The organism is Rahnella inusitata (assembly GCF_003263515.1).
Classification (GTDB): domain Bacteria; phylum Pseudomonadota; class Gammaproteobacteria; order Enterobacterales; family Enterobacteriaceae; genus Rahnella; species Rahnella inusitata.
In genome coordinates this window covers 72,220-95,076 of sequence record NZ_JYDE01000017.1, presented here as the reverse complement: position 1 = coordinate 95,076, position 22,857 = coordinate 72,220, and the positions used below count along the sequence as shown (strand labels likewise).

The window sequence follows — 22,857 nt, the reverse complement described above, 5'->3', positions numbered from 1 at the left end:
CCTTCCGGTATCGCCGGACCGCAGTTCGCACAAATAACGGTATACTTTGTCGGGAAATCACCGATAATTTACCCAATTCTGCCGCAGAACCTTCGGGTATCACCCTGCTGTGGCTTGCTTTTTTCGCTATACCTGCGGGTGTAGGAGTCAGGATTGTGAATGTCCATTAACAAGAAAAGACGCAGTACCGGGAGGGTAACGCTGGCTGATGTGGCGCAGCTTGCGGGCGTGGGTAGCATGACCGTCTCCCGCGCATTGCGCACGCCAGAACAAGTCTCCGATAAGCTGCGTGAAAAGATTGAAGAAGCTGTCAGCCAGCTGGGTTATTTGCCCAACCAGGCCGCCAGTTCATTGGCCTCCGCCTCTTCTTATACCATCGCCATGATCGTCCCGAGCCTGTCAGAACCGGGCTGTGCCGAGATGTTTGCCGGGCTACAGAAAGTTCTGCAACCCGCCGGTTATCAGATAATGCTGGCTGAATCCCAGCACCGTATTGAGCGCGAAGAAAAGCTGCTCGAAACGCTGCTGTCATACAACCTGGCCGCAGCCATTTTGCTCTCCGTCGAGCACTCCGCCAATGTGCGGCAGTGGCTGGACAATCTGACTATTCCGGTGCTGGAAATCGGTGCGCTGACCGATTCCCCCATTGATATGAACATCGGCATTGATTATGTCGAAGCGATGTTTCAGCTCACGCAAACCGTGGTTGCCAAGGGATACCAGAACATCGGCATGCTGTGTGCCAATCAGGAGCAGTGGATTTTCCAGCAACATTTACAGGGCTGGCGCAAAGCGATGCTGAAAGCGCATATGTCACCGCACAGGGTGATCAACGCCGCCGAACCCGCCAGCTTCTCTACCGGTGCTCAGCAGTTACCGGAGTTTCTGCTGGCGTGGCCGGAGATCGACGCGCTGGTGTGCGTTTCAGACGATTTGGCATGCGGTGCGCTGTATGAGTGCCAGCGCAGGCATATCAAGGTGCCCGACAGTCTGGCAGTCGTTGGGTTTGGCAATGCCGACGTGAGCAAAGTCTGCCAGCCGCCGCTGACCACCATTGCCATTCCGCACAAAGAAATTGGCACCCGTGCAGCGCAGGCATTGCTGGCAAGAATCCATGATGAAGAGTGGGAAGAGGTGACGATCGCCTCGTCATTGTGTAAGCGGGAAAGCTGTTAAAGCGCGGGCTGAAAAGCAGCGGACGACGTGATATCGCCCGCATTTATCGGATAATCAGACAGAAGGACCCTGATTTTTTTCCTCATCATTCACATCGGTTGTTTCAACGTCTTGCGTTTCAACAACCGGCGCAGCCGTTTCGCGGGTTAACGGCTTGCCGTGTTCTTTCTCATTATTGCGTGTCATCCACAGCGACAGCGCTTTCAGAGAATCCGGCGTGAATTCGTCGCAGCGCGCGGTGATTTCTTCCGGCGTCATCCAGCGCACCGAATCAATCTCTTCTTCCTGTAGCGCGAACGGGCCGTGCGATACGCAGCTGAACAACGCGCCCCACACGCGGCATTTGTTCTCTTCTTCGAAGTAGAACTGGCCGTGTTCGGCAAAAGGCACACCGGCAATTCCTAACTCTTCTTCCGCTTCACGGCGGGCTGAATCAAGAATATTTTCGCCGCTTTGCACCACTCCACCTGCCGTTGCATCCAGCCAGCCAGGATAGAAGTCTTTGGTTTCTGTACGGCGCTGAACCAAAATATTTCCCATTCCGTCATGAACCACAATGTAGCTGGCACGGTGACGCAGGACCTGAGCACGCATTTGTTGTCGGCTGGCCTGGGCAATGACCTCGTTGTCTTCGTTGACGATATCAACCCATTCTTCCGTACTGATGTTTTGCTCTTGTTCTGACATCCGCTGAAACCTTCTGTTTTAAGCGCTGGTCTGTGCGCAATGGGTCTGTGCGCAGTAATTGGTGCAACACGTCGACAATGTCCGGAGATTCTATCTGGGTCTGCCACATGGCTTCAATAGCAATGGATGCGTTGGTGACAGGTAAAAGTTATGTTACCCCGCAAACTTCGCCATAAGACAACTCCGACAAAGGTCTGAGGCAGGCCGGTATTCATCGGCATTATGATACCCTACTCAATCACTTTAAAAACGTGTGATTGACGACTCCACATTGGCGTATCTCGTCCCGCAGCTCCCACAGAGTGATTAACATAACGCAGGAGGCAATATGATTGATCTTTATTACGCACCCACACCGAACGGCCACAAAATTACCCTCTTTTTGGAAGAAGCCGGATTGCCCTACCGCCTTCACCGAATTGATATCAGCGCAGGCGATCAGTTCAAACCCGAGTTTCTGGCCATCTCGCCTAACAATAAAATCCCGGCCATTGTCGACAGTCTGCCCGTAGACAACGGCGCACCGATAGGCGTATTTGAATCCGGCACAATCTTGCAGTATCTGGCGGAAAAAACCGGCAAGTTTCTCAGCAAGGAACTGCGCGAACGCACAACCACCCTGGAATGGTTAACATGGCAGGTGGCCGGACTGGGCCCGATGCTCGGACAGAATCATCATTTCACCCATTACGCCCCGCAGCCAGTCCCCTACGCCATCGAACGTTTTCAGCAGGAAACCAAACGTCTGTACGGCGTACTCAATACCCAACTGACCAAAAATGCCTACATCGCCGGGGACACTTATAGTATTGCAGATATTGCGACTTACCCGTGGATTGTGGCGCATGAGCGCCAGCGCATTGATCTGGCGGAGTATCCGGCGGTGCGTAACTGGTTCGAGCGCGTCAAAGCCCGTCCGGCGACGCAAAAAGCCTACGCACTGGCCGACACTACCCGCATCAACAATCAATAACCGCTCTATCCCCGGTGTCTGCCGGGGGTTCTTCTTTAAACTCCCGCTGTAAATAATTTCCACTAATTGTGCTCCATATCGCGCGTTAAGCGCGGCGACTCAACTATGATTACAAACAGTTCACTCGCATATTCAGACAGTTAAGGAACCTGACATGAAAATCCTGATCACTGGCGCTACCGGGCTCATTGGCCGCAGGCTCACCGAGAGACTTGTTGAGCAATCTCATCAGATTACCGCCCTCACCCGTGCTCCCGAACGCGCCGCAAAAATACTGGGTTCACAGGTTCAGCTCTGGGAAACGCTGGACGGCAAAACGTCGCTGGATGGTTTCGATGCAGTGATCAATCTTGCGGGCGAGCCGATTGCCGATAAGCGCTGGACGAAAGAGTACAAAGCCAAACTTTGCGAAAGCCGCTGGCAGTTAACCGAAAAACTGGCCCAGCTCATCAACGCCAGCCAGACGCCACCTTCAGTCTTTATTTCAGGTTCGGCAGTGGGTTATTACGGCGATCAGGGGCAGGCGTTAGTCCCCGAGGATGAACCGCCTAATAAGCAGTTTACCTGGCAACTTTGCGCCCGCTGGGAAGCGCTGGCGCTGACGGCCGAAAGCCCGCGCACCCGCGTGTGTCTGCTGCGAACCGGCATCGTGCTGGCGGCCAAAGGCGGGGCGCTGGCGAAAATCGTTCTGCCTTTCCGCGCAGGTCTCGGCGGCCCGATCGGCGATGGTCAGCAATACATGCCGTGGATCCACATCGACGACATGGTCAGCGGCATCATTTTCCTGCTGATGCATGAAACCCTCACCGGCCCGTTCAACATGGTCTCGCCGTATCCGGCGCGTAATGAACAGTTCAGTGCCCTGCTCGGTGAAGTTCTGCATCGTCCGGCGTTTATGCGGGCGCCTGCGGGCGTTGTAAGGTTGCTGATGGGAGAATCGTCGGTGCTGGTGCTTGGCGGCCAGCGGGCGGTACCGAAGCGGCTGGAGGCAGCCGGGTTTGCGTATCAGCACCAGGAGCTGAAGGGAGCCCTGGAGGATTTGTTGGGGTAATGGACTGCCAGCTTTTCAAACATGAGCCATGCATCTCGGCTATATTTCAGGTAGTTCTGCTATTGCCAGCCATACTCCTCCCCCTTCGCAGGGGGAGGAGCAAACCGGTTCAATTTTTATATTTAAATTCCGAAATGTAGATTCACTGTTCATTCGACTTACATAGCCAGTGGCCGCTTTCAAAAACGGCGTCGAATGAACGGCGAGAAACCGAAACCTTCCCGATCTAGGCCTTATTCCTTAATATCCACCTGATAAAAAACATGTTTCCCAAACGGATCAATCTCATACCCGCTCACTTCTTTGCGAACCGGTTCGAAAATCGTCGAGTGCGCAATCATCACCGCTGGAGCCTGATCGTGCATCATCTGCTGTGCCTGCTCGTAAAGCGCGACGCGTTTGGCGTGATCGGTGGTTTCTTTGGCTTCGGTAATCAACTGGTCAAAGGGTGCGTAACACCACTTGGCTGAGTTGGATCCACCCTTCGCGGCGTTGCAGGTAAACAACGGGCCAAAGAAGTTGTCCGGATCACCGTTGGCGGTGGTCCAACCCATCAGCGCAGCCATGTGCTCGCCATTGCGGATACGCGTCTGGTACTCGCCCCACTCATAGCTGACGATGTGCGCTTTCACGCCAATCTTCGCCCAGTCAGACTGAATCATCTCCGCCATACGTCGGGCGTTCGGGTTGTAAGGGCGCTGTACCGGCATCGCCCACAGGTCGATGTCAAAACCGTTCGGCATGCCCGCTTCCGCCAGCAAAGCTTTGGCTTTTTCCGGTGAATAATCGTAATCGGTTACCTTGTCGTTGTAACCCCAGACGCCGGTCGGCAACAGCGTTTTCGCCGCTGTGCCGGTGCCACGGAATACTGCCTCGATGATTTGCGGCTTGTTGATCGCCATGCTCAGTGCCTGACGCACTTTCACGTTATCCAGCGGTGGCTTCTGGGTATTGAAGGACAGGAAACCGGTATTCAGGCCAGATTTGCTCATCAGATTGATGTCTTTATTGGCGCGCATACGGTCAAGATCTGCCGGATTTGGGAACGGCATCACCTGACACTCATTTTTTTCCAGTTTTGCGAGACGCATCGAAGCATCCGGGGTGATGGTGTATACCAGACGATCGATTTTAGATTTGCCCTGCCAGTATTCCGGGAAGGCTTTGTACAGGAGACGCGTGTCTTTCTGGTACTGAACCAGCTCGAACGGACCGGTGCCCACCGGGTTGAGATCGAGTTTTTCCGGTGTACCGGCTTTCAGCATCTGATCGGCATATTCTGCCGAGAGGATAGACGCGAAATACCAGGCCAGATCGGCGACAAACGGCGCTTCCGGGCGGGTCAGATTGAAGCGCACCGTGTAGTCATCAACCTTATCAATGCTGCCAATCAAATCGCCCAGCTTCAGACTGTCGAAGTTCAGGTACGTGCCGCCGGAGACTTTATGGTACGGATTATTTTCATCTTTCTGGCGCATGAACGAGAAGATCACGTCATCGGCGTTGAAATCACGGCTCGGCTTGAACAGCTTGCTGCTCTGGAATTTCACGCCTTTGCGCAGGTGGAAGGTATAGGTTTTGCCGTCAGGGCTGACGTCCCAGCTTTCCGCCAGACTCGGCACCAGCTCAGTGCTGCCGGTTTTGAAATCGACCAGGCGGTTATAAATCGGTACCGCGCTGGCGTCCACCGAGGTTCCCGAGGTGTAAAGTTGCGGATTGAATTGCTCAGGTGAACCTTCAGAACAATAAACCAGCGTTTTGGCGGATACACCACCAGTGATTGCCAGAGCCAGTAACCCTGTGCTTATTTTGAGGATGTTGTGTTTCATTTTTTCCCTTTTTTCCCCGTCCGGAGAGTGTTTAAAAGTTCTTCATCATGGAACCCAAAGCAAAAACAGATTAACATCTGAATAACAACTAGTAATACTTTGTTATATATGAAAATCTTATAACAAGTAAACCCATTGGCGATCATTCAGAGGTCAAGATGTCGACAACTATCGCAAAACAGCTTACCGAACGTTTCTACCGCTATCTCTCCGTGACGTCACAAAGTGACGCCAGTGTGAACACCTTACCGAGCACGCCGGGTCAACATGACATGGCGCGTTTGCTGGCCGATGAGCTACATCAGCTCGGCTTAGAAAATATTCAGATTGATGAATATGCGACCGTCACGGCGGTTAAGCGCGGCACCAAACAGGGTGGCCCGCGCATTGGTTTTATTACGCATATTGATACCGTCGATGTCGGTCTTAGCGCTGATATTCACCCGCAGACGCTGCGTTTCACCGGCGGCGATGTGTGCCTGAACAAAGAAAAAGACATCTGGCTGCGCCCTTCCGAACGACCGGAAATCCTGCCCTATCAGGGCGAAGAGATCATTTTCAGCGACGGCACCAGCGTGCTGGGCGCCGATAACAAAGCTGCCGTGACCGTAGTGATGACCGTGCTGGAGAATCTCAAGGCCGATCAGGAATACGGCGATATCGTGGTAGCGTTTGTACCGGATGAAGAGATCGGACTGCGCGGCGCAAAAGCACTGGATTTGGCGCGCTTTGACGTGGATTTCGCCTACACCATCGACTGTTGTGAACTGGGCGAAGTGGTGTACGAAAACTTTAATGCGGCGGCGGTGGAAATCGACTTTACCGGCGTGACGGCACACCCGATGTCGGCCAAAGGCGTGCTGGTTAATCCGCTGCTGATGGCACAGGATTTCATCAGCCATTTTGATCGCGCAGAAACACCGGAAAACACCGAAGGTCGCGAAGGCTACGTCTGGTTCAACGGTATGAGCGCTACGCAACAGGGCGCGCAGCTGAAAGCGTCAATCCGTGATTTTGACAGTGCCAGCTTTGCGGCGCGTAAACAGAAAATTCAGGATGTGGCGAAGATCATTGCCGCTCAGTATCCGACGGCGAAGGTCTCGGTGGATATCAGCGATACCTACAGCAATATCAGCAGTGCGATCGGCGAAGATCGCCGGGCGATTGATCTGATTTTTGCCGGGCTGAAAGAGATCGGCGTTGAGCCGAAAGTGATCCCGATGCGCGGCGGCACCGACGGCGCGGCGCTGTCAGCCAAAGGTCTGCTGACCCCGAACTACTTCACCGGTGCGCACAATTTCCACTCAAAGTATGAGTTTCTGCCTGTGAATTCGTTTGTGAAATCTTACGAGCTGACCGTGCAGCTGTGCCTGCTGGCTGCGAAAAGCTAATGACTTAAGCACCTCCCCCAGCGAAGGGGGAGGTGGAGGGAATATAGCCGGCGAATAAACGCCATCCCGCTCTTCTCAGTGGCTTTCAATTACTTCAGCGCACCCGACAAAAACTGTTGCAGACGCGTACTTTTCGGATTGCTGAAGACTTCCGCCGGATTGCCCTGCTCTTCAATCACACCTTTGTGCAGGAAAATCACGTGATTTGACACATGACGGGCAAATTCCATTTCGTGTGTGACCACAACCATGGTTTTCCCCTCTTCCGCCAGCTTCTGCATGATGCGCAGCACTTCGCCAACCAGCTCAGGGTCGAGCGCGGAGGTCGGTTCATCGAATAACAGTACTTCGGGCTCCATCGCCAGCGCACGGGCGATAGACACGCGCTGCTGCTGGCCACCGGACAAGTTCACCGGATATTTTCCCTGAGCACGTGCGTCGATCCCGACTTTGTCGAGATACTTCACGGCACGTTCGCGCGCTTGCGCTTTGCTCAACCCCAGTACCTGCACCGGCGCTTCCATGACGTTTTCCAGCACCGTCATATGACTCCACAAGTTGAAATGCTGAAACACCATCGTCAGTTTGGTGCGCAACAGTTGCAGCTGCTTCTTGTCGAAGACTTTCAGCTGGCCGTCGGTGTCGCGCACCATACGGATGTCCTGATTATTGACGCTGATCGAGCCTTCACTTGGCTTCTCGAGAAAGTTAATACAGCGCAAAAAGGTACTTTTACCGGAGCCCGATGAGCCGATAATGCTGATCACATCTCCGGCGTTAGCCGTAAGCGACACGCCTTTCAGCACTTCATGGTCGCCGTAGCGCTTGTGTAAATCGAGAACAGCTAATTTGTTTTCTGACATAACGTTTCCCGCAATGGTGTCGATAGTTGGCTTTTTTTAATGAGCGGACTGAGGCTTAACGTGCGCCAGCCAGCGTTTTTCCGCCTTGCGGAACAGACCAATCAGAACAAAAGAAACACAAAGATAAATGACCGCCGCGATGCCGAAGGCGTAAAACGGCTGATAGGTCGCCGAGTTAATATCACGGGCAATCTTTAGCACATCCGGCACGGTGGCGGTAAAGGCCAGCGCGGTGGAGTGCAGCATCAGGATGACTTCGTTACTGTACGCAGGCAGCGCCGTGCGCAGTGCCGATGGCAAAATAATGCAGGTATAGAGTTTGAAGCGCGAAAATCCGTAGGCGTTCGCCGCTTCAATTTCACCGTGCGGCACCGAACGGATGGCACCGGCAAAAATCTCCGTAGTGTATGCGCAGGTGTTGAGCGTTAACGCCAGGATCGTACAGTTCAGACCGCTGCGAAAAAACGCATTCAGAAAATCCGTTCCGCGCACGATTTCCAGGCTGTACATCCCGGAATAAAACACCAGCAGCTGAACGTACAGCGGCGTGCCGCGAAAGATGTAGGTGTAGAGCCAAATAGGATAACGGATAAATTTATTGGAAGAGACGCGGCCCACCGCCATCGGTACGGCCAGCAATCCGCCAATGACGACGGAGCTGATCAGCAGCCACAGGGTGACAGCCAGACCGGTAAACCGGTAGCCATCGCTGTAGAGCAGCGACCAGCCATATTGTTGAAGAATGTCGATCATAGCTCAGCCCTCTTCACACCCAGCGAATAGCGGCGTTCAAGCCATAACAACACGCCGTTCGACAGCGTGGTAAAGATCAGATAAACCACACCCGCGACAATCGCAAAGTAGAACGGCTGATATGTGCCCTTGCCTGCCAGCTGCGTGGCTTTTACCACATCATTGAGGCCGAGCAATGACACCAGCGCGGTGGCTTTCAAAATCACCTGCCAGTTGTTGCCGATCCCGGGCAGCGCAAAGCGCATCATGGCCGGAAAGAGAATACGGCGGAAAATCTGTGAGCCGGAGAAACCAAAGGCGGTCGCCGCTTCGATCTGACCACGGGGAACGGCCATAAACGCGCCACGGAATGTCTCGGTGAAGTATGCTCCGTAGATAAAGCCGAGCGTAATGATACCGGCGCTCATCGGGTCGATATCAATTTGGGTCAATCCCAGGGATTCCGTTACGCTATTGAGCGCAATCTGCAAGCCGTAAAAAATCAATAACATCAATACCAGATCAGGTACGCCGCGGATAAGCGTGGTGTAACAACCAAAGAAACCAGAGATAACCCGGCTTTTTGACAGTTTCCCACCCGCTCCGATAAGCCCTATCACCAGCGCTAAAACCACTGACGAAATCGCCAGTTCCAGTGTCACCAACGTGCCCTGGATGATTACCTGGGAATACCCATACAGCATGGTTTTTTCCTGTCTCAGTGGATCCCGCCGCAGGCCAGCGAGCGCCCGCGCCAGAACCTCAGGGAGCGGCGCACCGCCCCCTGTGGCACATCACACAGCGGGCAATTAGCCGCCGTATACGTCAAAGTCGAAATATTTCTTCGCCAGCTTGTCGTAAGTCCCGTCTTTACGCATGCTGTCAAACGCCTTGTTCAGCGCGGCTTTCAGATCGGTATCGGTCTTGCGCAAACCCATGCCGGTACCCACGCCGAAGAATTTATCGTCTTTCACAGAAGGGCCCGCAAACGCGTAATCTTTACCGGCTGACTGTTTCAGGAAGCCTTCGCTACCTGCTACTTCATCCTGGAAAGCTGCGTCGAGACGGCCAGATGCCAGATCCGCATAAATCAGATCCTGGTTCTGGTAAGCCACCACGTTGATGCCTTTTGGCTGCCACATTGCGTTGGCATACGCTTCCTGAGTGGAACCCTGCAATACGCCGACGTTTTTGCCTTTCAGCGCATCCAGTTCAGGCAACACTTTTGAGCCTTTTGGCGCGATCAGACGGGCGTTGGCGGCGTACAGTTTCTCAGTGAAATCGATTTCCTGCTGACGCTTTTCAGTGATGGACAGTGAGGAAATGATCGCATCAATTTTTTTGGCTTTCAGGGAAGGGATCAGCGCATCGAAATCACTTTCAACGTAAGTACACTTGATGGCCGCACGCTTACACATTTCGTTAGCGAGATCGATATCAAAACCGACCAGCTTACCGCTGGAGTCTTTTGATTCAAATGGGGCGTAAGTCGGATCGGTGCCGATATTAATTGCTTTAGGCGCGGCAGCAAATGCACTGCCTGCACTGGCTAAGACCAGAACCAGCGGAAGAACCTTGAACAACTTTTTCATACATTAGCCTCAGTGATTATTCATCTGTTGTGGTTGTGTGTGCGTGAATGAACGTCTTTTTATAGTTTGCTGAACGAAGCAAATGGCTTTTTTGCCAGATTCTCTCATGCACTTTTCGTGCCGTTTCTCAGCAAGGACAATTTCCCTGCAAAGAGAGCGAAAACCGGTCAAAAAATCATCAGGAAGTTGAAAGTATTCAGAGGTCTGAAGAAAGGATAGCGTAAGGGGCGCTTAGCAATGCACCGCAATGAATCAATTTGTGATCACCGTTGGTGCAATGTTAGTTAAATGCTAGAAATGAGTGCGTAACAGGTGGGGAAAACTCAGTGGCTGCCCTGCCATCGAACAAATAAGTCCTGCGGCAGCTCAATATCAAACTGGTCAATTACGCGGTTAACGGTTTGATTGATGATATCGTCCACCGATTCCGGGCGATGATAGAATGCCGGCACCGGCGGCATGATAATCGCGCCAAGCTCAGCAGCCTGCGTCATCAGGCGCAGATGCCCGAGATGCAGCGGAGTTTCGCGCACGCACAGCACCAGACGGCGGCTTTCTTTTAGCACCACGTCTGCGGCGCGCGTCAGTAAACCGTCGGTGTAACTGTTCACAATGCCGGATAAGGTTTTAATCGAACACGGTAAAATCACCATACCGGTGGTTTTAAACGAGCCGGAAGAAATACTGGCAGCAATATCACGGGAATCATGCACCACATCAGCCAGTGCCTGAACGTCGCGCAGCGTCAGATCGGTTTCCAGAGTCAGCGTTTGCCGTGCGGCATTGCTCATCACCAGATGAGTTTCGATGTCGGGCACGCTTTGCAGCACCTGCAATAACCGGACACCATAAATTGCGCCACTGGCGCCTGAAATGCCGACAATAAGTCGTTTCATGAAAATGCCTTAGAAAAATGTTACCGGACCCGATGCTGCTAATACTGACATAAATTCAGGCATAAAAAAACGCGCCCGCCCGGCTGTTCACCGGAGGGGCGCGTTTAAGCGGATGTCAGCAACCGGCTAATCAGCCTTCGTTGTGCATCTCAAGGTTTTCAGCTTCCTGCTGGCCACGTAACGCCTGAGCGTCATCGTTGCGCAGGGCTTCGAGATATTCGAGGTAATTCTGATCAACGTCTTTGGTGACGTAAATACCGTCGAAAACCGAACACTCAAACTTCTCGATATCGCTGTTATCTTCTTTCACTGCGGCGATCAAATCGCTGAGATCCTGGAAGATTAACGCATCCGCACCGATGATCTGATTGATTTCGCTGACTTCACGACCGTGCGCAATCAGCTCGTTCGCGCTTGGCATATCGATGCCGTACACGTTCGGGAAACGAATTTCCGGTGCCGCAGAGGCCAGATAAACGCGTCTCGCCCCCGCTTCACGTGCCATCTCAACGATCTGCTGAGAAGTGGTGCCGCGCACGATAGAGTCATCAACCAGCAATACGTTCTTATCACGGAACTCAGCACGGTTAGCGTTCAGTTTACGACGCACCGATTTACGACGTTCCTGCTGACCCGGCATGATAAACGTACGGCCCACGTAGCGGTTTTTCACAAAACCCTGACGGTACGGTTTATTCAGGATGCGCGCAATTTCCAGCGCGATATCGCAAGAGGTTTCCGGGATCGGAATCACCACATCGATATCCAGATCTTCCCATTCACGGGCAATTTTCGCGCCCAGCTTTTCACCCATACGGACACGGGCGCTGTAAACGGAAATTTTGTCGATGAACGAGTCAGGACGTGCGAAATACACATACTCGAACAGGCATGGGTTGTACTGTGGATTCTCAGCACACATGCGGGTAAACAGCTGGCCTTTTTCGGTGATATACACCGCTTCGCCCGGCGCAACATCACGCAGGAATTCAAAGCCCAGCGTGTCTAACGCTACGCTTTCAGACGCCACCATGTACTCGTTGCGCTCGCCTTCCAGCGTACGTTTGCCGATCACCAGTGGACGGATGCCGTGCGGGTCACGGAATGCCAGCATGCCGTGGCCGATGATCATCGCTACGCAGGCATACGCACCACGGATTTTCAGATTCACCGCCGCAACGGCAGCGAAAATGTTGTCAGCTTCCAGCGGATAATGCTGGAAACGATCCAGCTCGCTGGCCAGGATATTCAGCAGAACTTCAGAATCGGAAGTCGTGTTGACGTGGCGACGCTGGCCTTCGAACAGGTTACTTCTCAGTTCATGGGCATTGGTCAGGTTACCGTTATGGGCCAGGGTGATGCCGAACGGAGAGTTGACGTAAAAGGGTTGAGCTTCTGAAGCGCTGGAACTGCCAGCCGTTGGGTAGCGAACATGGCCAATGCCCATGTTGCCTTGCAAGCGTTGCATATGGCGGGCTTCGAAAACATCCTTCACCAGGCCATTCGCTTTCCGTAAACGGAAGTTATTATTGGCGTCAATGGTGACGATGCCTGCGGCATCCTGCCCACGGTGTTGTAACACCGTTAACGCGTCATAAATCGACTGGTTTACCGGCATGAAACCGGCGATACCGACAATACCGCACATGTTGTCTTTTCCTCTTCAGCGCTGCCAAAACTAAAGATGTTTTGGCAAGAAACTCGACGTGCTCTGCAGGTAGTCAAAGAACCACCTGATGATATAACTGAACTGTGGGATCAACTGAGATTGTTTCCAGTCTTCACTTTGTGAGAAGCCGGTAAAGGTATCCAGGAAGAACAGCATCGCGGAGACAATCAACACACCGCGCAGTGCGCCAAAGCACACACCTAACACCCTGTCAGTGCCGGACAACCCGGTTCTTTCGACCAGCGAACCAATCACATAGTTGACAATTGCACCTACGATCAACGTCGCGATGAACAAGATGGCAATTGCGATCCCGTTTCGAACTAACTCATCTTCGAAACGCGTGAAGTAGATGGCGAGGTAAGGGTAATAATGGCTGGCAACGAAGAAGGCGCAAGCCCAGGTTACCAACGATAAAGCCTCACGAACAAAGCCACGAATCAAACTGACTAAGGCAGAAAATCCGATAACCGCAATGATGACGTAATCAATCCAGACCATTAACTATTCCAGTGTCTAATCCAGTCACGTCTACCCCGGCATCCAAATCGCTGCGAATTCTAACAGAAAAAGAAAACGTTTGCGTAGGGGAAATCTGCCGGTCAGACAAATTAATAATAGCGATTAAAAAAACCTCAATCGCAGCATAAACCTATAAAAATTCAGCGTACCTATTCTATAGAAAAAGGGCACAAATCGCTTGTGCCCTCATACAGATTAAATGAGTAGGTCTCACTCATCCCCCGGCGAAGGGAGAGGCCGTTTAATCAGCGCGCGCTGTAAGCGCGAACCTGCCCGCCCAGTCCACTCAGCTGTTGCAGCTGTGGCAATGACGCCTCGAGTTTTTGCTTCGACGCATCCGGGCCGACGTACAACCGCGTGATTTGTCCCTGCACCGGAGTGGAAGGCACCGTGAAGGCACGGAACCCTGACAACCGCAGATTCGCGACGATCTCATTGGCTTTGGCAGCATTTTTCAATGCCCCCAGTTGCACGACGTAAGACTGACCCGCTGGCGCTTTTTCTTCCGGCGCGGCTTTCGGCTGTTCGACCGCTTTCGGCTGCTCGACAGGTTTAGGCTGTTCGATCTGCTTCGGCTGTTCGACCGGCTTCTGTTTAACTATTGGCGGCGCTTCGACCATTGGTTTAGGTTCGATGGCCTTCGGTTTTTGCACCACCGGTTTTTGCTCAACCGGTTTCTGCTTCGCCGGCTCGGTCCGCGTTGGCGTCACGGCCTTCTTCTGCTCTGGCAACGTGGTGGACGGCGGCGTTTCCACCGTGGTATTGCCTGGTGCGACTGCGCCGCGATTGGCAGCTGTAGTATTGTTCGCAGAATGGTCCTCTTCAGGCGCGCCACTCATCGCCTGATTGGCACCTTCCGGTGCCTGCGCTGGCAGTGACTGCGTCACCGGCGGCACCGAGTCCTGTTCTTCAACATCACCCGCTTTTGGCACCAATGGGATAGACGCAAATTCGTCTTCGTAATGTTTTTTCTTGCCGTCGAGTAAACCGGGCAAAATGATGACGCCCAGCGCCACCAGAATGACCGTCCCGACCAGACGATTTTGAAACTTACTTGCCACTGGTTTTCCCCGTATCTAAAGCATCCATTACGTGAGCGACGGTATGAAACGAACCGCAGACGATCACAATATCCTGAGGAGCCGCCTCCTGCATAGCCTGCTTCCAGGCTGATCCGACATCCGCAAACTCACGCGCCGAAGGCAGGTGCGCCGTCAGCTCTTTTGCGCTGGCACCGCGCGGACCTTCGAGCGGTGCGCAATACCAAACATCGACCTGAGGCGACAGACATGCCAGCGTACCGGCAATATCTTTATCTGACAACATGCCGACCACCGCACGCACTTTCCCGTCCTGACGCGGCAACTGCGCCAGACGTCCGGCCAGATAAGCCGCGGCATGAGGATTGTGCGCAACGTCGAGGATCAGGCGTGGCGATTCACTTACCGTCTGAAAACGTCCCGGCAGCGCGGCGCGCTGCAACCCCGAACGTATGGCGTCAGCAGGAATATCCAGCGGTGAATAATGCAATGCAGCCAGCGCCGTGGCGGCATTCGCCAACGGAACGTTCGGCAGCGGCAGATTTTCCAGCGCACCGGTTTCTGCGCCGTTGTGCAACGCCGCCCAGCGCCAGCTCTGATCACTGGCGGTAAAATGCCAGTTCGTATCCCGACGGTACAAATCAGACTGTTTTTCCTGCGCGACGTCGGCAATCGACTGCGGCATATCCGGCTCACCGACGACTGCCGGTTTGCCCGCACGGAAAATACCGGCCTTTTCGCGGCCAATGCTTTCGCGGTCGGAGCCCAGCCAGTCGGTGTGATCCAACGCAATGCTGGTAACAACCGAAACGGCGGCATCCACGATATTCGTGGCATCCAGGCGCCCGCCCAGCCCCACTTCGAGAATAACCACGTCCAGCTTTGCCTGCTTAAACAGATGCAACGCCGACAAGGTGCTGTATTCGAAATAGGTCAGTGAAATATCACCGCGTCCGGCTTCCAGCAGCGCGAAAGACTCACAGTGCGCCGATTCCGGCAGCTCTTCGCCCTGAATGCGCACGCGCTCGGTGTAACGCACAAGATGGGGAGAGCTGTAGACGCCGACGCGATAACCGGCGGCCATCAGAATCGATTCGAGTGTGGCGCAGGTGGTGCCTTTACCATTGGTGCCCGCGACGGTAAAGACCAGCGGTGCGGGCGTCAGCAAATCGAGTTTTGCAGCAACCGCGCTGACCCGTGTAAGGCCCAGCTCAATCGCCTGAGAATGGAGGTGTTCGAGATAATAAAGCCACGTGGCTAAAGGCGACGTGGCTTGAGGGATATGTTGATTTTGCATGAGCCCGTTCAACCTGTTCAGGTTCGCTTCGACACGGCATCACCAGACTGAGACAGCAGGCAATGCCCTCTTTGTCAGATACCACTAACAGAGTAAAAGCACGGCCTGCCAGTCCTGAGCGATAACAGCTTGAGGCGACAGTTTGGGCGGCACAACGATGAGTGGCCGCCCTGAACAACTGACCGGCTTTTACTCTGATCGATCAGGCATCCTGATGATGGTCATCGGCAGAACCGTTGACAGCAGCCGGAACCTCGGCCACTTTTGGCTCCGGTTTCCCGGTCAGTTTCGCCAGAACGCTGCCTAACTTGGCACGCAGATCCGGACGACGGACGATCATATCGATCGCGCCTTTTTCGATCAGGAACTCACTGCGCTGGAAACCAGCAGGCAGTTTTTCACGCACGGTTTGCTCGATAACACGCGGTCCGGCAAAACCAATCAGGGCTTTTGGCTCAGCCACGTTGATATCACCCAGCATCGCCAGGCTGGCTGAAACACCGCCCATCGTCGGGTCAGTCAGTACAGAAATGTACGGCAAGCCGCGTTCCTGTAACTTCGCCAACGCCGCACTGGTTTTCGCCATCTGCATCAGCGACATCAGTGCTTCCTGCATACGTGCGCCGCCACTGGCTGAGAAACACACCAGCGGGCAGTTATCTTCCATTGCCTGTTCAACGGCACGCACGAAACGCGCGCCCACCACGGAGGCCATGGAACCGCCCATGAAAGCAAACTCAAACGACGCGACCACAATCGGCATACCAAACAGCGTGCCTTTCATGACAACCATGGCGTCTTTTTCGTTGGTTTCTTTCTGCGCAGCCACCAGACGATCTTTGTATTTTTTGGAATCTTTAAACTTCAGAACATCTTTAGGCTCAAGCTCGCTACCTAATTCAACCTCACTCCCTTCGTCCATGAAAGAGGCCAGACGCATACGCGCAGAAAGACGCATATGGTGGTCACACTTAGGGCAAACCATGAGATTGCGCTCGAGCTCGGCGCGGTAAAGTACCTGTCCGCAGCTGTCACATTTAGTCCAGACGCCCTCAGGAATGCTTGCCTTACGGGTTTGCGAGTCAGTGCTCTTACTAAGAATTCGTTCAATCCAGCTCATCGATAACCTTTCTGTTTGAACCCGGCCAAAGCCAGTCCGCTGTTCATGCTGTAACAAGTCCCCTGAAACCTACCCAAAAACGTCTGCCCGCGAGGTGATAAAAAAACTCACACGCCGCATCACAGAAGGGTTGTTCGCAGGAACAGACCATAAATTGTCGCTCATTAAACCATAACAGCCAGAGACTGTGGATAAAAAACTGGTGAGTCTGCGGGTTTAATGACCGTCAATATCCTGTTAATTCATAAAAATCGTCACGGGATTAACCCTGATGACGTTTCTCTTTCGCCGCCGCACGTTTGTGCCGCCAGATTTCAATCACACCCGGCAGGACCGAAACCACGATGATGCCGACGATCAGTAATTTCAGATTTTCCTGAACAATCGGAAGATCGCCGAAAAGGTAGCCTGCGTAAGTAAACAGCAGCACCCAAATTAACGCACCAATCACGTTATACGCAGCAAAGTGACGATAAGACATGTGTCCCATACCGGCGACAAACGGCGCAAATGTCCGGACGATCGGCACGAAGCGCGCAAGAATAATCGTTTTGCCGCCATGTTTCTCGTAAAACTTATGCGTCTTGTCCAAATAACTGCGACGGAAAATCTTCGAATTCGGGTTGCTGAACAAGCGCTCACCGAAGACCCGCCCGATGGTGTAGTTCACGGCGTCTCCCACAATGGCAGCAATTGCCATCAGAAACACCATCAGATGCACATTAAGATCGTTGGTCGGCAACGCGGCCAGTGCCCCCGCGACGAACAGCAACGAATCCCCTGGCAGGAAAGGCGTCACCACCAGCCCGGTTTCACAAAACAGGATCAGGAACAAAATTCCGTAAACCCAGGCGCCATACTGTGCAACCAGTTCTGCCAAATGCACGTCAATATGTAGAATAAAATCGATCACAAACTGGATGAAACCCATTTGATTTTCCGTCCTTTCTTACATCTTCAGAGGTTCTTAATCTTCTAAGAACAGCGGCCCCATATTGACCTGAGGTAATGCAAATTTCTCGGGGTAATCCACAGAGACCAGATACAGCCCTTCGGCTTTACCGGTCGCCGCCGCCAGATTGCGATCTTTCGCCGCCAGCAGTTCGGCCATCCAGTTCACCGGCTGATTCCCCGCACCAATTTCCACCAGACTGCCAACGATGTTACGCACCATATGATGCACAAACGCGTTAGCCTTGATATCCACCACAACATAATTGCCGTGACGGGTGACGTTCAGATGCATCATGTAGCGCCAGGGCGTGCGTGACTGACATTGCGACGCGCGAAACGACGTGAAATCGTTCTCGCCCAGCAACGCCTGACCGGCCAGCTGCATTTTTTCCACATCCAGCGGCATATGCACGTGCGTCACGCCGGTATGTAAAATCGCCGAACGGTAGCGATGATTGTAGATGACGTAGCGATAACGGCGGGCTGTGGCACTGAAGCGCGCGTGGAAATCTTCCCCGACGTTCGCACACCAGCGCACAGCAATATCTTTCGGCAGATGAGTATTCACACCCATCGTCCAGGCCGCGTCATTACGCATCACCGGCGTATCAAAATGCACCACCTGACCGGTGGCACTGACGCCTGCATCAGTGCGACCAGCGCAGAACACCACAATTGGCGTATCTGCCACGCGGCTAAGCGATTTCTCCAGGCACTCCTGAACACTGGCAGCACCCTGCTGACGCTGCCACCCATAATAAGCGCTGCCGTTGTACTCAATACCTAACGCAATGCGTCCCACGACAGGTGCAGCACTGACGTCAGCAATAACTTGGTCGGACATAATCAGTACCAGTACTCATTAATCAGTTTTTCTGCGGTTTCCACCGCCATCAGGGCACCGCCAAAACGCACGTTATCTGCCACTGACCAGAACTGCAATAACTCAGGCACGCCGTAATCGTTACGCAGACAGCCAATGCTCAGATTGGCATTGCCGGAAGCATCGCTCACCTGAGTCGGAAAATCGTCTTCGTCACTCAGGGAAATATCGTCAATACGTTCCAGTTCCGTGCGCGCTTCTTCCGCAGACAGCGGACGCAAACCTTCCAAATGCACAACCTGCGCATGGCCGTAGAAAACCGGCGACTGCACGCAGCTGACAGAAATTGGCAGGCCATCGTCCTGTAACACCTTACGCACCTGATCCACCAGACGACGTTCCTGCAGCACGCTGCCCTCTTCGTCGCTTACCAGCGGCAACATGTTGAACGCCAGCTGCTTGCTGAACAGACCGCCCTCTTCAGCCGGAATGCCGTTCAGCAGGCGCGCACTTTGCCCGGCTAAATCATCCACCGCGACTTTACCCAGCGCGGAAACGGACAGCAGTGAGGTGACATGCAGACGCGACAAACCGGCCTGTTCGGTCAGCGGTTTGATGGCGGTCAGCAGCTGACTGGTCAGGCTGTCAGCGACGGCGACGATATTGCGGTTGCGATAATGAGACAGCGCATCAGGATTCACGCCCGGTACCACCAGCGGAATGTCGTGCTCGAGCGAGAACAGACCACTGCTGTCGATCACCAGGCAGCCCTGATTGGCAGCTTCTTCGGCATACAGTGCAGAGGCTTCGCTGCCCGCTACAAAGAACGCCAGCTGAACCTGCGACCAGTCAAATTCGGACGCCAGCTGTACGCGCAGGCTTTTGCCATTAAAACGCACGGTCTGGCCGGCGCTGCGCTCACTCGCCAGCGGGAAGAGCTCACCAACCGGGAACTGACGCTCGGCCAGTAAATCCAGTAACGCATCACCGACTGCGCCCGTTGCGCCAAGCAGCGCAATATTCCAGCCATCAGACATGTTGGTTTTCTCCAGAAATAAAAGTGCAAAATACAAAGGGGCGATGAATGATCACCGCCCTGTTTTCGAAATCGTTATCACATCACTGTATGCGCAAAAGCTTAAGGGCGCGTTAAGGCTCAGCCCATCACGCTGTTAAATCCCAGCTTTTTCAGCACATCGGCGGTCGCCGGATCGTCACAGACCACCCGCAAAGATGACCACTCGCGACGCTCTTCATAGAACTTACGCAGCTTGTCGAATTCACCCGGTTTTCCGGCGACACGGCGCAAAGGCCGGTCATCGCGGCGCACATCATACACTAAGTGAATAAGTCGCAGCAGTTTGGCTTCACTCAGCGCACCGCGCAGCGTTACTTCGGCAAATTCAGGCGCAGGCAACAGTGATTCCAGCGGCACGGTTTGCGGCTGACCGATAAACTGGCTGAATGCCTCAAACACCTGCGTGGTACCGCGCGCTTTGCCTTCCAGGCTGTAGCCCGCAATATGCGCGGTGCCAATGGCCACTTTATCGAGCAGCGCCAATGACAGATCAGGCTCCGGCTCCCAGACATCCAGCACGGCGGTGAGTTTTTTGGTGCCGTTTAGCGCCTCGAGCAAGGCAGCGTTATCCACCACTTCGCCTCGACAGGCGTTGATCAAAATACGGTCAGCAGGCAGTTGCGCCAGCAAATCAGCGTCCACCAGATGATGGGTGGCATAAGGGCCGGACATATTCAGCGGCGTGTGGAAGGTCAGAATATCGGCTTCAGCGACCAGTTTTTCCAGCGGCCAGAATTCACCGGCGTCGCCGCGATCGGCACGCGGCGGATCGCATAACAGCGTACGTATACCCAGCGCTTCAAGGCGGGCATTGAGTCGCGAACCGACGTTACCGACGCCGATAATGCCCACGGTTTTGTCACGCAGCTGGAAGCCATCACGCTGGGCGATAATCAGCAGCGAGGAGAAAACGTACTCAACCACGGCAATGGCATTGCAGCCCGGCGCGGCGGAAAAGCCGATGCCTTGCGTCGCCAGCCACGCGTCATCCACATGGTCAGTGCCCGCCGTGGCTGTACCGACAAATTTCACCGGTTTTCCCGTCAGTAAACCTTCGTTCACCTTAGTCACAGAACGTACCATCAGCGCATCGGCGTCATTCAGGGCGTCTTGCGGGATCGGACGGCCGGGAACGGACTGTACAGTGCCCAGCCGGCTGAACAGCTCGACGGCGTAAGGCATATTTTCATCAACCAGGATTTTCACGTTTGTCTCCGGCAGCATGGCCTAAGAAAGAATAGAAAATAAAGAAGAGTGGGATTTTGCCACGTTCGCCGCGCCGATCCCAACTTTCAGGGCACAACTTTACCTGTCGTTACGAAAACGCTGCGGCGTGGTGCCGGAAATCTGCTGAAACATGGTGATAAACGCCGACGACGAGCTGTAGCCCACTTCGTGCGCGACGTCCTGCACATTTTTGCCCTGCTCGAGCAGCGAGATGGCGTGTAAAAAACGCAGCCGCTGACGCCACTCAGAAAAGCTCATGCCCAGTTCCTGCTGGCATCGGCGCGATAGCGTGCGCTCGGTGGTGTAAATTTTCGCTGCCCATTGCGCCAGCGGGGTGCTGTCCGCCGGATTCTTTTCCAGTCCGGTCAGCACCTGCGATAACAGCTTATCTTCCGACGTCGGGAGGTAAGTGTTCTGACGCGGTGCCAGACTGATTTGATCGAGCAATACGCGGCACATGCGCAGATCGGCCTCGGTTTGCGGCTCGGTCAGCTTGCGCGAAAAGCAATCGTCGGCGATGGCATTGAAAATCCCCGTTGGCGTAAGCAGGCACGGCGCAGCAGGCAGGTTTTGACTCATCTGTGGCGCGATATCAATTGCGCAAAACCGCGTGGTCTTACGGTTATAACTTGAATGCTCGGTGCCCGCCGGCAACCAGACGGCAAACTCACGCGGCGCCAGATAACGCTGTCCGGCGACCAGCATGGCAAGAACACCGGACTTCACGCAGATAATCTGGCTCCACGGATGCGAATGCCGCACATATTCGGAATTCCCTTCAATAATTTCACCACGAAATAACAGCGTCGTCGGGGTCTTTTCCGGTAACGGTGGATAATAGCGCGGGAGCGGTGATGTCCGGCGAGTCGGCATAAAAACCTTTTGTCTGTGACGGCGCAGGTTGTCTGAATTACAGAAAGGGTTGTCTGATTATCGTTATATATAACAAATAAGACAATCGTACACTTGCGGAACGATTTACTTAGGGATGATTTGCAATGAATGTACTTTTTCCGCTGCTGGCCGTTTTAATCTGGTCGCTCAATGCTGTAGTCAGCAAGGTGTCCGCGACCGCCATTGATCCCGCAGCGATCTCTTTCTACCGCTGGCTGCTGGCCTTACTGACGCTGACCCCGTTTATTTTGCCGGGCGTACTGCGCAATCTGCAGGCGGTGAAGCAATACTGGTGGAAGCTGTTGATCCTCGGCCTGCTGGGCATGGTCTTGTATCAGAGTCTGGCCTATTACGCCGCACACAGCGTCAGCGCGCTGTTTATGGGGATCCTGAACTCACTGATCCCGCTGCTGACGGTGGTGATAAGCCTGTTCCTGCTGAGCGTGGTGCCAACCGTCGGTATCGCGCTGGGTTGTGTGATTTCCTTCGCCGGGCTGGTATGGCTGGTCAGCGCTGGCGACCCTGCGCAACTGCTGCAACACGGGATTGGCAAAGGTGAGCTGATGATGTTTGCGGCGTCGGCGTCCTATGCGCTGTATGGCGTACTGACCAAACGCTGGGCGATCCCGCTGCCTAACTGGCAGTCGCTGTATGTGCAGATCATTTTTGGTGTGCTGCTGCTGCTGCCAAACTTCCTGCTGGCGAGCGACGTCAGCCTGACTGTGCACAATATTCCACTGGTGTTGTTCGCAGGGATCCCGGCCTCGATCATCGCGCCGTTTTTGTGGATCCAGGGTGTTATCCGCCTCGGTGCTAACAAAGCGTCTATTTTCATGAACCTGTCACCGATTTTTACCGCCATTATCGCGGTGTTGTTCCTGCACGAACAGCTGCACAGTTACCATATTATAGGCGGCGGCATTACGCTGGCCGGGGTGGCTCTCGCCCAACGTTTGCGTAAACCCCTGTTTGGCCGCTCGTCGGTAACCACGCAAAAATAACCGCTCAAAACCTCACTGCTCTGTGCGTAAACATGCCGGGCA

22 protein-coding genes are annotated in these 22,857 nt (G+C 53.9%); 5 read left to right on the top strand and 17 right to left on the bottom strand.

Annotation, left to right across the window (positions count from 1 at the left end; genetic code table 11):
• Positions 1-159: 159 nt before the first annotated feature.
• Entirely contained in the window at positions 160-1,176 is a 1,017-nt protein-coding gene (locus tag TU92_RS10385) for a LacI family DNA-binding transcriptional regulator (protein WP_112166881.1), read from the top strand.
• A 54-nt stretch (positions 1,177-1,230) separates the two neighbouring features.
• On the opposite strand, the gene yfcD is transcribed toward TU92_RS10385, so the two are convergent.
• The gene (yfcD, locus tag TU92_RS10380; RefSeq protein ID WP_244207704.1) at positions 1,231-1,863 is read right to left on the bottom strand and encodes an NUDIX hydrolase YfcD; all 633 of its coding nucleotides are present in this window, start codon (positions 1,861-1,863) and stop codon (positions 1,231-1,233) included.
• A gap of 328 nt (positions 1,864-2,191) precedes the next feature.
• Between yfcD and yfcG the strand changes: the two genes are divergently transcribed.
• Together yfcG and TU92_RS10370 are read left to right on the top strand one after the other, a co-directional pair.
• The gene (gene yfcG, locus TU92_RS10375) at positions 2,192-2,836 is read left to right on the top strand and encodes a GSH-dependent disulfide bond oxidoreductase (RefSeq protein WP_112166879.1); all 645 of its coding nucleotides are present in this window, start codon (positions 2,192-2,194) and stop codon (positions 2,834-2,836) included.
• 154 nt (positions 2,837-2,990) lie between these two features.
• A complete protein-coding gene (locus tag TU92_RS10370) occupies positions 2,991-3,887 on the top strand; it encodes a TIGR01777 family oxidoreductase (protein WP_112166877.1) in 897 nt (298 codons plus the stop codon).
• Between the two features lie 233 nt (positions 3,888-4,120).
• On the opposite strand, the gene TU92_RS10365 is transcribed toward TU92_RS10370, so the two are convergent.
• Complete coding sequence (locus tag TU92_RS10365) at positions 4,121-5,716, bottom strand: ABC transporter substrate-binding protein (RefSeq protein WP_112166875.1); 1,596 nt, start codon at positions 5,714-5,716, stop codon at positions 4,121-4,123.
• A gap of 158 nt (positions 5,717-5,874) precedes the next feature.
• On the opposite strand from TU92_RS10365, the gene pepT reads away from it, so the two are divergent.
• Positions 5,875-7,107 carry a peptidase T gene (gene pepT, locus TU92_RS10360; protein ID WP_112166873.1) on the top strand — a complete coding sequence of 411 codons (1,233 nt, stop codon included), beginning with the start codon at positions 5,875-5,877 and terminating at the stop codon, positions 7,105-7,107.
• Between the two features lie 89 nt (positions 7,108-7,196).
• Here pepT and hisP read toward each other — a convergent pair whose 3' ends face one another.
• The 15 genes from hisP to TU92_RS10285 form a co-directional block, all read right to left on the bottom strand.
• Positions 7,197-7,970: a histidine ABC transporter ATP-binding protein HisP gene (hisP, locus tag TU92_RS10355; protein WP_112166871.1), complete on the bottom strand. Its 774-nt coding sequence runs from the start codon at positions 7,968-7,970 to the stop codon at positions 7,197-7,199.
• Between the two features lie 36 nt (positions 7,971-8,006).
• Positions 8,007-8,723, bottom strand: coding sequence for an ABC transporter permease (locus TU92_RS10350; protein ID WP_112166869.1), 717 nt, complete (start codon positions 8,721-8,723; stop codon positions 8,007-8,009).
• Positions 8,720-9,406, bottom strand: a complete 687-nt coding sequence (locus TU92_RS10345) for a histidine ABC transporter permease HisQ (RefSeq protein ID WP_112166868.1) — start codon at positions 9,404-9,406, stop codon at positions 8,720-8,722. Before TU92_RS10345 ends, TU92_RS10350 begins: the two co-directional genes overlap by 4 nt.
• Before the next feature lie 105 nt (positions 9,407-9,511).
• Complete coding sequence (argT, locus tag TU92_RS10340; protein WP_112166866.1) at positions 9,512-10,294, bottom strand: lysine/arginine/ornithine ABC transporter substrate-binding protein ArgT; 783 nt, start codon at positions 10,292-10,294, stop codon at positions 9,512-9,514.
• A 323-nt stretch (positions 10,295-10,617) separates the two neighbouring features.
• Complete coding sequence (locus TU92_RS10335; protein ID WP_112166864.1) at positions 10,618-11,190, bottom strand: UbiX family flavin prenyltransferase; 573 nt, start codon at positions 11,188-11,190, stop codon at positions 10,618-10,620.
• 130 nt (positions 11,191-11,320) lie between these two features.
• Positions 11,321-12,838 carry an amidophosphoribosyltransferase gene (gene purF, locus TU92_RS10330; protein WP_112166862.1) on the bottom strand — a complete coding sequence of 506 codons (1,518 nt, stop codon included), beginning with the start codon at positions 12,836-12,838 and terminating at the stop codon, positions 11,321-11,323.
• 30 nt (positions 12,839-12,868) lie between these two features.
• Positions 12,869-13,360 carry a colicin V production protein gene (cvpA, locus tag TU92_RS10325; RefSeq protein ID WP_034791821.1) on the bottom strand — a complete coding sequence of 164 codons (492 nt, stop codon included), beginning with the start codon at positions 13,358-13,360 and terminating at the stop codon, positions 12,869-12,871.
• A gap of 266 nt (positions 13,361-13,626) precedes the next feature.
• A complete protein-coding gene (gene dedD, locus TU92_RS10320; protein ID WP_112166860.1) occupies positions 13,627-14,442 on the bottom strand; it encodes a cell division protein DedD in 816 nt (271 codons plus the stop codon).
• The gene (gene folC, locus TU92_RS10315; RefSeq protein WP_112166858.1) at positions 14,432-15,718 is read right to left on the bottom strand and encodes a bifunctional tetrahydrofolate synthase/dihydrofolate synthase; all 1,287 of its coding nucleotides are present in this window, start codon (positions 15,716-15,718) and stop codon (positions 14,432-14,434) included. The genes dedD and folC overlap by 11 nt, the downstream gene beginning before the upstream one ends.
• A 202-nt stretch (positions 15,719-15,920) precedes the next feature.
• Positions 15,921-16,838 (bottom strand): acetyl-CoA carboxylase, carboxyltransferase subunit beta, encoded by a 918-nt coding sequence (gene accD / locus TU92_RS10310; protein ID WP_112166856.1) that lies wholly within the window; start codon positions 16,836-16,838, stop codon positions 15,921-15,923.
• A 262-nt stretch (positions 16,839-17,100) separates the two neighbouring features.
• Positions 17,101-17,769, bottom strand: coding sequence for a DedA family protein (locus tag TU92_RS10305; protein WP_112166855.1), 669 nt, complete (start codon positions 17,767-17,769; stop codon positions 17,101-17,103).
• 36 nt (positions 17,770-17,805) lie between these two features.
• A complete protein-coding gene (gene truA / locus TU92_RS10300) occupies positions 17,806-18,636 on the bottom strand; it encodes a tRNA pseudouridine(38-40) synthase TruA (RefSeq protein ID WP_112166853.1) in 831 nt (276 codons plus the stop codon).
• Between the two features lie 2 nt (positions 18,637-18,638).
• Entirely contained in the window at positions 18,639-19,652 is a 1,014-nt protein-coding gene (locus TU92_RS10295; protein WP_112166851.1) for an aspartate-semialdehyde dehydrogenase, read from the bottom strand.
• Between the two features lie 119 nt (positions 19,653-19,771).
• A complete protein-coding gene (gene pdxB / locus TU92_RS10290) occupies positions 19,772-20,899 on the bottom strand; it encodes a 4-phosphoerythronate dehydrogenase PdxB (RefSeq protein WP_112166849.1) in 1,128 nt (375 codons plus the stop codon).
• A 99-nt stretch (positions 20,900-20,998) separates the two neighbouring features.
• Positions 20,999-21,793 (bottom strand): AraC family transcriptional regulator, encoded by a 795-nt coding sequence (locus TU92_RS10285; RefSeq protein ID WP_112166847.1) that lies wholly within the window; start codon positions 21,791-21,793, stop codon positions 20,999-21,001.
• Between the two features lie 125 nt (positions 21,794-21,918).
• On the opposite strand from TU92_RS10285, the gene TU92_RS10280 reads away from it, so the two are divergent.
• Positions 21,919-22,815, top strand: coding sequence for a DMT family transporter (locus tag TU92_RS10280; RefSeq protein ID WP_112166845.1), 897 nt, complete (start codon positions 21,919-21,921; stop codon positions 22,813-22,815).
• Positions 22,816-22,857: the final 42 nt, after the last annotated feature.